Below are 12,468 nucleotides of genomic sequence, written 5' to 3' on the forward strand. Positions count from 1 at the left end.
TCGACCTCACCGACGCAGGGCGGTCTCCCGCGCCATGTGGGACAGCTTCTCGGGATTGCGAACGGCGTAGAGCCCGGTGATGAGGCCGTCGTCGAAGCGCACCGCCATGACGGTGTCGATCTCGCCGTCGAGCCGGAGGATCAGCGCGGGGTGGCCGTTGACCTGGGCCGGGTGCAGCGAGGCCGCGGGGGCGATCCTGCCCAGCACGTGGGCCACCGTGTCGGCTCCCACGACGGGTTCGAGCGCGGCCCGCACGACTCCGCCACCGTCACCGAGGAGGACGACGTCCGGCGCGAGGATGTCGAGCAGGCGTTGCAGATCTCCCGTTTCGATCGCCCGTTGGAACGCCTCGAGGGCGCCGCGGTTCTCGGCCGGTGAGACCATCCCGCGTGGTCGGCGTGCGGCGACGTGCGCCCGTGCCCGGTGGGCGATCTGGCGGACCGCGGCCAGGTTCTTGTCGACGGCCTCGGCGATCTCGTCGTACTCCAGCTCGAACACCTCGCGGAGCACGAACACCGCCCGTTCGGTCGGCGTGAGCGTCTCCATCACCAGCAGCATCGCCATGGAGACGCTGTCGGCCAGCTCGGCGTCCTCGGCCACGTCGGGCGCGGTCAGCAGCGGCTCGGGCAGCCAGGGGCCGACGTAGGACTCCTTGCGACGGCGGAGCGTGCGCAGCCGGCTCAGCGCCTGGCGGGTGGTGATCCGGACCAGGTACGCGCGCTGATCCCGCACCGTGTCGTGATCGACGTCCGCCCATCGCAGCCAGGTCTCCTGCAGGGCGTCCTCGGCGTCGGCGGCCGAGCCGAGCATCTCGTAGGCGACGGTGAACAGCAGGTTGCGGTGGGCGATGAACGCCTCGGTGGCGGTGTCCCCTGCTCGATCGCTCATCGTCTGCTCCCACCTGTTCGAACTCGACCGTGCACACACAAGACGCCGGCCCCCGCCGCCCTGTGACATCCGCGACCGGTGGCGCACGCCACATCGCCGTCGCCGTCACAGGAAGCGGGTGGCCGGCATCTCCATGGTCGTCAGGACGCCGCGCGAACGATCGCCCGGTGCGCGACTCCACGAGTGAGGACGAGAACATGGAACCCCGTTTCGACCTGATGACCAACGGGCTCGGCGCCAAGATCGGCAAGCGGTTCGCCGCCGTCAGCCTGCTGATCCAGGGGTCGACGCTGCCCAGGGACCTGCAGGAACTGCTCATGCTGCGCGCCAGCCAGATCAACGGCTGCGGTTTCTGCGTCGACGTCCACACCAAGGAGGCCACGGTCGCCGGGGAGGCCGCCGTCCGACTCCACCTGGTCGCCGCCTGGCGCGAGTCCACCGTGTTCACCGAGGCCGAGCGGGCCGCGCTGGCGCTCACGGAGGAGAGCACCCGGCTCGCCGACGCCCATCAGGGCGTGTCCGACGAGACCTGGGCGCGGGTGCGGGAGCACTACGACGACGATCAGGTCGCGGCGCTGATCTACCTGGTCGCCATGATCAACGCGGCCAACCGGCTCGGCGTGATCCCGCGCAAGCAGGGCGGTTCCTACGAGCCCGGCATGTTCGCCGACCTGTCGAGCTGATCGGCGGTCGACGGTGCGAACGCGTCCCGGCCCGGCATCGTTCGATCCGGGCCGGGCCGGCGCACGTCCCGGGCACGGGCCACGTGGCGATGACGCCGCTCAGCCGCCCGCCGCACCGCCGGGCGCCGCGTTCTCCAAGTCGTCGATGCCGCCGGACCAGGTCCGTGTCCTCCTCCGTCGACCTGCCGGCCGGGCCTACGGTTCCGTCGGTTTGCGGGCGAGGAGGCGGCCGTGCTGGAACCTCTCGTTGTCGCCCGGCTCACGGCGCAGCCGGGCGACCTCGGTGAGCCCGGCCTTGGACGCCAGGTCCGCGACGTGGTCGATGGAGAGCCGGTGGGCGAGGGAGACCTTGTGGTCGAACGGCTGGGCCCGGTGCGGCGAGTCGTCGTCGGTCGCGAAGAACCCGAGGAGCAGGTGACCGCCCGGCGCCAGCACCCGCGCGAACTCCGCGAAGATCACCGGCAGGTCCTCCGGAGGAGTGTGGATGATCGAGTACCAGGCGAGAACGCCGCCCAGCGTGCCGTCCGCGATGTCCAACGCGAGCATCGAACCCTCGTCGAACCGCAGGTCCGGGTACTCCCGGCGGGCCAGCTCGATCATCGCGGGCGACGCGTCGACGCCGAAGGCGGTCACCCCGAGGGAGGCCAGGCGCGCCGTCACGCCGCCGGGGCCGCATCCGAGGTCGGCCACCGGCCCGGCGCCCGCGGCTCGTACCAACTCGGCGAACGCGGTGACCAGGGCGAGATCCAGCGGCCGGCCCTCGACCGAGTCGCGGAACAGCTCGGCGTAACGGGGGGCCACGGCGTCGTAGGCCGCGCGGGTGGCGTCCAGGGAGGAGGACTCGATCATGATTGACGACCCTAGTCCGCGTGGTCCGGCGTCCGTACGGCCGCGCCCGGCCTCGGGGAGCGTGCCCGGCCCGCCGGGCCCGCGTGTCAGCTCCGCCCGGTGACGGCCTGGATCTCCTGCTCGACGATCTCCCACAGCGGCGCGCCGTCGCGGTTGGTGAGGATGACGCCGACCCAGCCGGTGTCCGGGTAGATGGTCCAGTTGGCGCCGACACCGGGGTTGGCGCCCGCGCGGCTCCACACCCACTGGCCGTTGACCAGGCTGACCGGCATTTGGTACGCCGCGAACGACGCGTCGGCGGGGGCCGCCCGGCGGGCCAGGCCACCGACCTGGGGGGCGAGGGGCAGCTTGGCCCCGGTGAACAGTTCGGCGTAGTGCCGGTCCAGCACCGTGCCGTCGCCCAGCGCACGCGCGAACCGGACCAGATCCGGCGCGGTGGCGAAGCCGCCGTCCCCGGGGGCGTCGATGAAGGCGCGGCCCGGGTTCTTGCCCAGGACGTACGGGTCGGGACTGCCCTTGTCCAGATTGCGGACGGCGTCCACTCGGCTGCCGTCGGCCTGCGTCATGTACGGGTGCGCGATGTGCTCGTCGGTGAGCCACTGCGGCCTGGTGTAGAACCCCGAACCGGTCATGCCGCAGCGCTTGAAGATGTTCTCTTGGACGTAGTCCCAGTACGTCTTGCCGGTGACGGCTTCGATGATCTGCGCGGGGATGGCGACTTCGGCGCCGGAGTGGCTGCTGGGTGTGCCGGGAGGGGCCTCCGGCGTCGCCTGCCGGGCCCACTGCTCGTAGAAATCGTGCACTTCCTTCCGGCTCTGGAAGATGCGTTGCACGTCCTCCTGCGGGGTCTTCATCCCGGAGGTGCCGGTGAGCAGGTGGTGGATGGTCACCTTCTCGGCGATCTCCTTGGCGTAGCCCGTCAGGTGGGTGCCCACCGTGTCCCACAGGTTCACCTGGCCCCGCTGCGCCAGTTGCAAGATGGCCACCGCGTGGAACGGCTTGCCCGCCGAGCTGAGGCTGAAGGCGATGTTGTCCCCGTTGGGGATCCCCTTCTCCTCGTCGGCCATGCCGTAGCTGCGCGACAGCACCGTCCGGCCCCTATGCGACAGCAGCACGACGCCGGAGAACCTGCCGTCGGCGGCCAGCTTCGCCACGTACCGGTCGTAGGCTCCGCCGGGCCGGGTGTCCGACGGGATCCGTTCGCGCCCCGACGGCTCGGGCGCGGCGTGGCCGGGCCGGGCGCCCACCAGCGGCGCGCCGGCCGCCACCACGCCGGCGGCGGCCAACCCGCCCCACCCGACCAGCCGCCGCCGGTCGATGCCACGTGCGGAATCCGAGTCCATGATCACGGTCCTTTTCCGATCGACGAACCGACCACCGATGTGCTGTGGTCCACACGCCCACCCAAGTCGGAGGACTGTTGCGGCGGCGTATGCGAATTTCGATACGCCCGCGATACACCCCGATCCCCGGGCATCGAGGACCTGCGGGGGCCGGCCTCGGCGCTCGACCGTCCACGGAGGGCGCCGGGATCAAAGCGGCCGGCGGCGGGCTCGGTTCGCCTCGCGGAGGATCGCCCAGGCGTCCGCCACCGGGCCCATGTGCGCGAGCTTGTCGGGGTTGAGGATCGTGCGGATGGTCTGGACCCGTCCGTCGAGGATGTCGAGCGCCAGCGTGTTGAGGATCTTGCCGTCCCGGTCGCGGAGGATCGCCCCCGGCTGGCCGTTCACCTGGTGCGCCTCCACCACGCCGCCGATCCGGACGAACGGCGGGACGATCGCGGCGAGGATCCGGGCCACGTTCCCGGCGCCGGTGATGGGCTTCCACTGCGGGCTCTTGCCGCCGCCGTCGCCGACCATCTGGACGTCGGCGGCGAGGAGTTCCCGGAGTCCGTCGAGGTCCCCTTCCTTGAACGCGTCGAAGAAGCGTTCGGCGAGCTCCTCACGCTCGCGCCGATCGGCCTCGAACCTCGGCCGCCCCTCGTCCATGTGGCGGCGCGCCCGCACGGCGAGTTGGCGGCACGCGCCCTCCGACCGCTCCACGGCCGACGCGATCTCCTGGAAGCCGAACCCGAACACCTCTCGCAGGACGAAGACCGCGCGTTCGAGCGGGCTCAGCCGTTCGAGCAGGAGCAGGGCCGCCATCGACACCGAGTCGGCCAGCTCCGCCGAGCGCTCGGGGTCCTCGTAGGGGTCGGCGAGCAGCGGCTCGGGGAACCACGGACCCACGTACGCCTCCCGCCGGACGCGGGCCGACCGCAGCACGTCGATGGAGATCCGGGTCACCGTGGCCGACAGGTAGGCCTTGGTCGACGTGGGTCGCGTCGTCGAGGCCCCGAAGCGGAGCCACGTCTCCTGGACCGCGTCCTCGGCCTCGGCCACGCTGCCGAGGATCCGGTACGCGATGGAGAACAGCAGCGGCCGCAGCTCCTGGAACTCCTCGGACCGGGTCAAGCCAGCCCCTCCTTGAAGCCCTGCCGCCACGAGGGGTAGCGCAGCTCCCAGCCGAGCTCCCGCTTGGCCTTGGCGTTGGAGAAGCCGCGTCCCTCGGTCATCATCGCCACCGGCACGTCCCCGGCCAGCATCCGGGCCAGCCACTTGGGGACCCGCATCGGCTTCCTCGCCCCCGCGCACGCCGCCAGATGCGGGAGCCACTCACCCGCCGGGGCCGGCTCGTCGTCGACGATGTTGAATACGCCCCTGGCCTTCTGCTCCACGGCCAAGACGGTCGCGCTCGCCGCGTCGTCCAGATGTACCCACGAGCTGTGGCCGGCGCCGCCGCCGACGAGCGGGAACTGCCGCTTGCGCAACAGCTCGACCTGGTCGTCGCTGGCGCCCGGCCCGTAGAGCCCCCCGTACCGCATGACCGCGCCGCCCGCCCTGCCGACCACGTCCTCGACGTGGCGGATCGCCTCCAGACCCGCCTGCGCCACCGTTCCCTCGTGCAGGTCCAGCGGGTCGTCCTCGGTCTTCACCCATCCGCCCTCGCGGATCCCGTTCCAACTGGCGTAGCCCTGGGCGATGAAATGGGGCACGCCGACGGCCTCGGCCGCGGCCAGCAGGTGGTCGGTCCCCTCGGTGCGCAGCCGGATGGTGGGGGCGAACCACCGGTCCATGTGCTTCATGTCGGGCTTGCCCGCGTGCGTCATGGAGATCGCGGTCATCTGGTGGACGATCACGTCCGGCCGGGCGCCCGCCACCGCCTCACCGACCGACATCGCGTCCAGCCCGTCCATCACGACGCCCTCCGCGCCCATCCCCGCCGGCAGGCCCAGCTTGGCCGCGCTCGTCGTCGTGGCCGTCACCTCGTGGCCGCGCGCCACCAACTGCGGCACCAGCCGCCGACCCAGGACCCCGGTCCCACCCGCCACGAACACCCGCATGACCATCACCCTCCTCGATGTCAGAGCCCGTCTTCGCAACCTGAGACGAGACAGCCCGGCCGTGTGTGACATGGGGGTCGCTCCTTTGCCCAAGTCTGGAAAGTCGCAGAGCGGGGATTTCCCGGGTCGCGGCCAAGGTGAGATCAGGTGTCGGGGAGCGGACGGAGACTGGTCGAGATGAACGCCGGCGGCGCGGCGGACGAGGGGGCGACCGGAGAGCGGGCCGAGCGGTCGGGGCGGGAGAGCCGTTGAAGGCGTACGGCGACACGATGGCCGAGGCCGCGGGCCGCGCGCGCACGGCCCTGCGGCACTGGGCGCACCGGCACAAGCGCAAGCACGGCCCCAGCAAGGGGATGCCGCTCCTGGCGCGGCTCCGAGGGACCGAGTTCGCGGACGTGACCCCGGAGGGGGAGACGCTCTCGCCGGCCGAGGCGCGGGAGGTGATGGAGTTCCTCCTCGACCTCAGCGAGCAGATGTTCGTCGGCGGATCCGAGACCCGGATGATCGAGACCTCGATCATCGCGGCCGCCGCGTCGCTCGGCCTGACGCACATGGAGCTGGCCATCGTGGCCGGCCGTACGGTCACCCTCCAGTACGCGCCGCCGGGCACGTGGCCGTTGGTGATGATCAGGGTGGCGCGCACCGACGACAGTCGCGATCTGGTGGAGATGGCCGCGCTCCACACCCTTGTGGAGGACGTCGTCGCGGGGCGGGTCGACCGTGAGGAGGGCGAGCGGCGGCTGGCGGGGATCCGGCGGATGGTCCCGGTGTGGCCCGGCTGGGTGAGGATGGCCGGGGGCGCGGTGCTGGCGGCGTCGATCAGCCTGCAGGCCAACGGCACCCTGTTCGGCGCACTGACCGCGATGGTGGTGCTCGTCGTGGCCAACCGCGCCGGATGGCTGTTGGGCCGGAGCGGGATCCCGAGCTTCTACGTGGTCATCGTGCAGTCCGCGACCGTCGTGAGTCTGGGGCTGCTGACCCTGGAGATGGGGCTGCTGAGCGCGCAGAACGCCGCGAGCATGACCGCCGCCAACCTCGTTCTGCTGCTCCCCACGCTCACGGTGGTGTCGTTGGCCCAGGACGCCCTCACCGGCTTCGGCGTCACGGCGGCGGTCCGGCTCATCAGCGTGGTGCTGTCCCTCGGAGCGCTCTTCACCGGAATCGTCTCGGTCGGTGTTCTGGCCCCCAACGTCCAGGTCGTGGGCGGATCGCAGGGACTGCGGTTCGTGGCCCTTCCCGTGGGCGTGTACCTGTTGACCGCGGTGATCGGCTCGGCCGCCAACGCGATCTCCATGGGCGGCGCGGCACGGTTGATCCTGTACGCGGCGCTGGGGGGACTGCTCGCGGCGGTGGCCAGGAGGTTCGGGGTGACGGTGCTCGAACTGCCGATCCCCATGGCGGTGCTGCTGGCGGCGACGGTGCTCGGCACGGTCGGCGGATACCTCAGCCCCAGGGTCGACATCCCGTCGCCCGCGTTCGTCCTCCCGGGGATCGCGGGGACGCTGCTGCCCAGCACGGACGTCTACCGCGGCCTCGCTCAGTACAGCGCGGGGGCGCCGGGAGCGGGGCGGTACCTGCTCGCGGCGCTCCTCACCACGACCGCCATCGGTGCGGGTGTCGTCCTGGGCAACATCCTCGGCGCCAGGGGCGGACGCGTACAGACCTCACGCAATGCGTGAGGTCCGTCGCGGTGGCGTGGCGGGTCAGTCGTCGTCGCCGTTGTCCCCGTCGTCACCGTCATCGCCGTCGTCATCGTCGTCCGGAGCGGCGCAGCCCGCCGTGACGGCGACGACGGAACCGACCGCCACGATCCCGGCGATGGCGGGAACGGAGGCGGGCATGAGCGTCGTGGCGACGGCGAGGAGGCTCTTGACGAGACCGAGCCAGAACTTGGCGAGCATGGTGATCTCCCTGGAGGCGGCGCCGGCGCCGGCGCGGTGTCGGTAAGCGTACTGCGATCATTCCGGCCGGGGCGATGCATCGGGCCGCCCCGTTCATCCCGTCGATCCGGTGGCGAGGCGCGTCCCATGGTCGTTCGGCCCGATGTCGTTCCGTCGGCGGGGGAGGGGCGCCCCGGTGACCGGACGCTGACGTCGTGGGCGACACGGGCCCGCAGGTCGACGGCTCCGACATTCCCTCGAGGCTCCCGGGAATTGAGGAATCAACCGTTCCTCAAAGGTTCGTAGAGTTCCAGAAGAGGAAGGGAGCGGCACATGTTGCGAGGACCCGCCACCATCAACATCTGGGCCGACGATCTCGAAGCGGCCAAGGACTGGTACGCCGAGCTGCTGGGGGTCGAGCCGTACTTCGAGCGCCCGGGCAACGGGCTGCCGGCGGCCTACTACGAGTTCAGGATCGGCGACCACCAGACCGAGCTGGGTCTCATCGACCGGCGTTACGCCCCGCCGGGCGCGTCCACCGCACCGGGCGGAGCGGTCCTGCACTGGCACGTCGACGACGTGCAGGCCGCCTTCGAACGGCTGCTGTCCATGGGGGCCACGGAGTACATGCCGGTCACCGCGCAGGGCGACGCGGGCTTCGTCACCGCCTCGGTGGTGGACCCGTTCGGCAACGTGCTGGGTGTCATGTACAACCCGCACTACGTGGAGACCATGGGCCGATGATGCACTTCGCGGACGCCGGGCAGTGGGAGGCGTGGCTGGCCGAGCATCACGAGGACGAGGGCGGCGCCTGGCTGAAGATCGCCAAGAAGGGCGCGCCCGTCGCGTCGCTGAGGATCGTGGAGGCGCTCGAAGTCGCCCTGTGTTACGGCTGGATCGACAGCCAGCGCAAACCCCTCGACGAGCACTTCTACCTGCAGCGCTACTCCCGACGCCGCAAGGGGAGCCCTTGGTCGAGGGTGAACGTCGAGCGGGTGGAGGAGTTGACCGCGGCCGGGCGCATGCGTCCGCCCGGCCTGGCGGAGGTCGCCGCCGCTCAGGCGGACGGCCGCTGGGAGGCGGCCTACGCGGCCCAGCGGAACGCCACCGTTCCGCCCGATCTGGCCGAGGCGCTGGCGACCCATCCGGAGGCCGCCGCCCGCTTCGAGGCGCTCGACAAGACCGCCCGGTACCTGACGATCCTGCCCCTGCTGAAGGCCAGGACCCCGGCCGGGCGCGAGGCCCGCCTGCGGCGGGCGATCGCCGACCTGTCGCACCGATGATCCGTTGACCGCGCCCCGCCGGGGACCCCGGGTCGAACTGTTCAAGTTTGACCAGAGGGTCGGGGCGCGGTTATCGTGGGCCTTCTAGTCAAGTTTGAATACCTAGTCCCTGGAGGGATATGTGCCTGGTCCCGATCTCGCGATCGTCGCGGAAGGGCTGCGGAAGACCTACGGAGCGAAGAGGGCCCTGGACGGACTGGACATGACCGTGGCGAGCGGAACGGTCCACGGCGTCCTCGGCCCCAACGGCGCGGGCAAGACGACCTTCGTCCGCATGCTGGCCACCCTGCTCCGGGTGGAGCACGGGCGGGCGTGGGTCGCCGGGATCGACGTGGGCCGCGACCCGGTCGAGGTCCGCCGACGCATCGGTCTGCTGGGGCAGAACGCGGCGCTGGACGAAGAACTGTCGGGCCGGCAGAACCTGGAGCTGTTCGGCCGACTGCACCGCCTCGGCGGGAGAACGGCGGCCGTGCGGGCGGGGGAGCTGTTGGAACGGTTCGACCTCGCCGACACCGGCCGCAAGCCGGTCCGGGCGTACAGCGGCGGAATGCGACGCCGTCTCGACCTGGCGGCGTCGTTCATCGTCGAGCCGCGGGTCCTGTTCCTGGACGAGCCGACCACGGGCCTCGACCCGCGGGGCCGCACCGAGGTGTGGAACGCGGTGCGCTCGCTGGTCGGCGGCGGCACCACCGTGCTGCTGACCACCCAGTACCTGGAGGAGGCCGACCGGCTCGCCGACCGGATCTCGGTCATCGACGGCGGCCGCGTGATCGCCGACGGCACGTCCGACCAGCTCAAGGCGAAGGTGGGCGGGGATCGGATCGACGTGGTCGTCCGGGACGCCGATCGGCTGGAGGACGCGGCGGCCGTCCTGGCAGGGATCCCCGGCGGCGGGGCCGTGGCCACCGACCCGGACGGCCGCCGGATCAGCGCACCGGTCGCCGACCGGATGAGCGCGCTCACCCACCTGGTGCGAGGACTTCAGGACGCGGGCATCGAGGCCGAGGACCTCACCGTGCGGCGCCCCACCTTGGACGAGGCGTTCCTGCAGCTCACCGCCGACCGCGAGGAGTCCGCATGACGACCACCACGGCACCGACCGCGCCCACCGGAGGGCGACTCCGCTGGTGGCTGACCGACTCGTGGAACATGACGAGGCGCGAACTCGCACGTCTGGCCCGCCGACCGGCGCAGGTGGCGCTGGGGTTGGGGTTCGGGGTGATGATGCTGGTGATGTTCGCGTACTTCATCGGCGGCGGCATGGTGGTCGCCGGGGGCGGCGACTACAAGGAGTTCCTGGTCCCCGGGATGCTCGTGCTCACCATGGCCTTCGGCCTGGAGGCCACGATGACCGCGGTCACGCAGGATCTCCAGAAGGGGGTCCTGGACCGGTTCCGGTCCATGCCCATGGCGCCCTCGACGGTCCTGGTGGGACGCAGCGTCGCGGACATGCTGGAGTCGGTCGTCGCCCTGCTGTTCATGATCGGGGCGGGCCTCCTCATCGGCTGGCGCTGGCACGGGTCGTACACCTCGGCGCTGGCGGCGGTCGGGCTGCTGTTCCTGCTGCGCTTCGCGATGCTGTGGTGCGGCATCTGGCTGGGGCTGATCGTCGGCCGGCCCGAGTTGGTCATGGCCGTCCAGATCCTCGTCTGGCCCATCGCGTTCAGCTCCGGCGTCTTCGCCTCGCCCGAGTCCATGCCGGGCTGGCTGGGCGCGCTCGCCGAGTGGAACCCGATGACGGCCTCCGCCACCGCGGTGCGCGACCTGTTCGGCAACCCCGGCGTGACGGGTGAGTCCTGGGCGGCCGAACACGCCGTGCTCCTGGCCGTGGTGTGGCCCCTCGCCCTGCTCGCGGTCGTCTTTCCGATGGCGGCGGCGCGCTTTCGGGGCCTCAGCCGCTGAACCCGACGCCGACCCCGTGTCGAGAGCCTCTCTCGGCACGGGGCGCGCCGCGTGGGTCAGGCGTCGTCCTCATGCTCCTCGGCGAGCACCCCGGCGAAAGGGTCCCCGCCCTCGCCCGCGAACGCGTACGCTCCGCCCTCGATCCGCTCGATCAGCGCGCGCGTCCACGCGACGCCGACCTCGGCCGTGTTCACCCACAGGTGCATGATCTCGCCGATGTGGCCGAGCGGTTCGGGGCCGTCCTCCGGCGTGTAGTACCGGGTGACGGCCTCCCGCCATGTCTCGAGCCCCTCGATCCGCCGCCTCAGCAGGGCGGTGGCCTCCTCCCTCGGCAGGTCGACCATGAAGCCGAGGCCGGCCGAGAGCACGTCCATCTCGTCGGGGTTGGTCAGCGCCTCGCGCAGCAGCCTGAAGTACTCGGCGGTGCCCTCCTCGGTGACCTCGTACTCGGTCCGCGGAGGGCCGCCCGCCGTGCTGGGCGCGGTCTCGTAGGCGTGCAGCAATCCCTGCTTCGCCATCTGCTTCAGCGCGTGGTAGATCGAGCCGGGCTTGGTGTTGGACCACTCGTCGGCGCCCCAGAACTCCAGATCGTTGCGCACCTGGTAGCCGTGGGCCCGCCCGTGTCGCCGCACGGCGCCCAGCACCAGCAACCGGATCGCCGACATCCGCCCCCCTCAGCCCGACGCGTTCGATGTCGATCAGCGTATGTCGTCCCGGCCCGGGACGCCGTGAAAGAGGCCGCGTCCCCGTCCGAGGGGCGTTCGCGGCAGGCAAAGTACCGTGCGCGCTGGTGCAAGAGGCCCGACCCCGCCGCCGCCCATCCTGGACGTACATCACCACCCAGGACCACACGGCAGGAGATCACCTTGAGCCCGCTGACCGAGACCATGCCCTCGACGCCTCCTGCGGCATCGGCGGAGGAGTCCGCCGGCGTGGTGACGTGCGTGTGGGGCGACGGACACCACGATCCCGCGGCCCGCGCCCGGAGACTGGTCCACGAGACCCTCGAGGCGATGGGGGTCGACGCCGACGCCATCGACGACGCCGCGCTCATGTGCAGCGAACTGGTCGCGAACGCCTTCGCCTACGGGCGGGGACCCCGCGCGCTGCGCCTGCGCGTCTCCGGCGAGGCGCTGCTGTGCGAGGTGCTGGACTCCGACACCGAACACCTTCCCCGCTGGCCGGGGGCCGCCGACCGGCGGCAGCCGTCCTCGGACGACGACGCGCTGGACGAGGCCGTCGCCGCGCTGTCCGACCACGGGCGCGGGCTCCACCTCGTCCGAGCGCTGTCGCACGGCCACGGCTGCTACCTGACCACGCTGGACGCCGATCCGGCCGTTCCCGCCAAGAGCGTGTGGTTCCTCCAACGGCATCGCCCCTCGACCCGCAACGGCCGCACCGGACGGTGTGCGCCCATCGACAAGTCCATGACGCATCCGGACAAGACCGATCCGTGCCCCGGCAGGCAGGCTCGAAGCACGGAATGACGCATTCACGAGGGATCACCATGCAGACCGTGACACCCGCGCAGTTCAGGCGGACCCACGGAGACATCACCACGTGGGACTCCATCGAATTCGACATCTACGAACACCTCATCG

The 12,468-nt window shown here is 71.4% G+C and carries 14 protein-coding genes; 7 read left to right on the forward strand and 7 right to left on the reverse strand.

The window, feature by feature from the left end:
• Positions 1–6 precede the first annotated feature (6 nt).
• On the reverse strand, positions 7–888 hold the full coding sequence (locus DFJ69_RS31380) for an RNA polymerase sigma-70 factor (protein WP_211328881.1): 882 nt from the start codon (positions 886–888) through the stop codon (positions 7–9).
• Positions 889–1,085: 197 nt separating this feature from the next.
• Here DFJ69_RS31380 and DFJ69_RS31385 point away from each other — a divergent pair, with 197 nt between their 5' ends.
• Positions 1,086–1,571, forward strand: coding sequence for a carboxymuconolactone decarboxylase family protein (locus DFJ69_RS31385; protein ID WP_116027039.1), 486 nt, complete (start codon positions 1,086–1,088; stop codon positions 1,569–1,571).
• Positions 1,572–1,766: 195 nt separating this feature from the next.
• On the opposite strand, the gene DFJ69_RS31390 is transcribed toward DFJ69_RS31385, so the two are convergent.
• The 4 genes from DFJ69_RS31390 to DFJ69_RS31405 all read right to left on the reverse strand — a co-directional run bounded on the left by DFJ69_RS31390 (position 1,767) and on the right by DFJ69_RS31405 (position 5,802).
• On the reverse strand, positions 1,767–2,420 hold the full coding sequence (locus tag DFJ69_RS31390) for a class I SAM-dependent methyltransferase (RefSeq protein ID WP_116025917.1): 654 nt from the start codon (positions 2,418–2,420) through the stop codon (positions 1,767–1,769).
• 86 nt (positions 2,421–2,506) lie between these two features.
• Positions 2,507–3,763, reverse strand: a complete 1,257-nt coding sequence (locus DFJ69_RS31395; RefSeq protein WP_116027040.1) for a serine hydrolase domain-containing protein — start codon at positions 3,761–3,763, stop codon at positions 2,507–2,509.
• Between the two features lie 189 nt (positions 3,764–3,952).
• Positions 3,953–4,873 carry an RNA polymerase sigma-70 factor gene (locus DFJ69_RS31400; protein WP_116025918.1) on the reverse strand — a complete coding sequence of 307 codons (921 nt, stop codon included), beginning with the start codon at positions 4,871–4,873 and terminating at the stop codon, positions 3,953–3,955.
• Positions 4,870–5,802, reverse strand: coding sequence for an NAD-dependent epimerase/dehydratase family protein (locus DFJ69_RS31405; RefSeq protein ID WP_116027041.1), 933 nt, complete (start codon positions 5,800–5,802; stop codon positions 4,870–4,872). Before DFJ69_RS31405 ends, DFJ69_RS31400 begins: the two co-directional genes overlap by 4 nt.
• 248 nt (positions 5,803–6,050) lie before the next feature.
• On the opposite strand from DFJ69_RS31405, the gene DFJ69_RS31410 reads away from it, so the two are divergent.
• On the forward strand, positions 6,051–7,481 hold the full coding sequence (locus DFJ69_RS31410) for a threonine/serine exporter family protein (protein ID WP_116025919.1): 1,431 nt from the start codon (positions 6,051–6,053) through the stop codon (positions 7,479–7,481).
• A 24-nt stretch (positions 7,482–7,505) separates the two neighbouring features.
• Here the strand turns inward: DFJ69_RS31410 and DFJ69_RS34690 are convergent, their stop codons facing one another.
• Positions 7,506–7,703, reverse strand: coding sequence for a hypothetical protein (locus tag DFJ69_RS34690; protein ID WP_170177883.1), 198 nt, complete (start codon positions 7,701–7,703; stop codon positions 7,506–7,508).
• A gap of 312 nt (positions 7,704–8,015) precedes the next feature.
• On the opposite strand from DFJ69_RS34690, the gene DFJ69_RS31420 reads away from it, so the two are divergent.
• From DFJ69_RS31420 to DFJ69_RS31435, 4 genes are all read left to right on the forward strand, one after another.
• Positions 8,016–8,426 carry a VOC family protein gene (locus tag DFJ69_RS31420; RefSeq protein ID WP_116025921.1) on the forward strand — a complete coding sequence of 137 codons (411 nt, stop codon included), beginning with the start codon at positions 8,016–8,018 and terminating at the stop codon, positions 8,424–8,426.
• Positions 8,423–8,965 carry a YdeI/OmpD-associated family protein gene (locus tag DFJ69_RS31425; RefSeq protein WP_116025922.1) on the forward strand — a complete coding sequence of 181 codons (543 nt, stop codon included), beginning with the start codon at positions 8,423–8,425 and terminating at the stop codon, positions 8,963–8,965. The genes DFJ69_RS31420 and DFJ69_RS31425 overlap by 4 nt, the downstream gene beginning before the upstream one ends.
• 121 nt (positions 8,966–9,086) lie before the next feature.
• Positions 9,087–10,046: an ATP-binding cassette domain-containing protein gene (locus DFJ69_RS31430; RefSeq protein ID WP_116025923.1), complete on the forward strand. Its 960-nt coding sequence runs from the start codon at positions 9,087–9,089 to the stop codon at positions 10,044–10,046.
• On the forward strand, positions 10,043–10,867 hold the full coding sequence (locus DFJ69_RS31435) for an ABC transporter permease (protein ID WP_116025924.1): 825 nt from the start codon (positions 10,043–10,045) through the stop codon (positions 10,865–10,867). The genes DFJ69_RS31430 and DFJ69_RS31435 overlap by 4 nt, the downstream gene beginning before the upstream one ends.
• Before the next feature lie 56 nt (positions 10,868–10,923).
• Here the strand turns inward: DFJ69_RS31435 and DFJ69_RS31440 are convergent, their stop codons facing one another.
• Entirely contained in the window at positions 10,924–11,532 is a 609-nt protein-coding gene (locus DFJ69_RS31440) for a PadR family transcriptional regulator (RefSeq protein ID WP_116025925.1), read from the reverse strand.
• Between the two features lie 201 nt (positions 11,533–11,733).
• Here DFJ69_RS31440 and DFJ69_RS31445 point away from each other — a divergent pair, with 201 nt between their 5' ends.
• Entirely contained in the window at positions 11,734–12,354 is a 621-nt protein-coding gene (locus DFJ69_RS31445; protein WP_116025926.1) for an ATP-binding protein, read from the forward strand.
• Positions 12,355–12,468: the final 114 nt, after the last annotated feature.

Origin of the sequence: Thermomonospora umbrina, assembly GCF_003386555.1 — a bacterium.
GTDB classification, from domain to species: domain Bacteria; phylum Actinomycetota; class Actinomycetes; order Streptosporangiales; family Streptosporangiaceae; genus Thermomonospora; species Thermomonospora umbrina.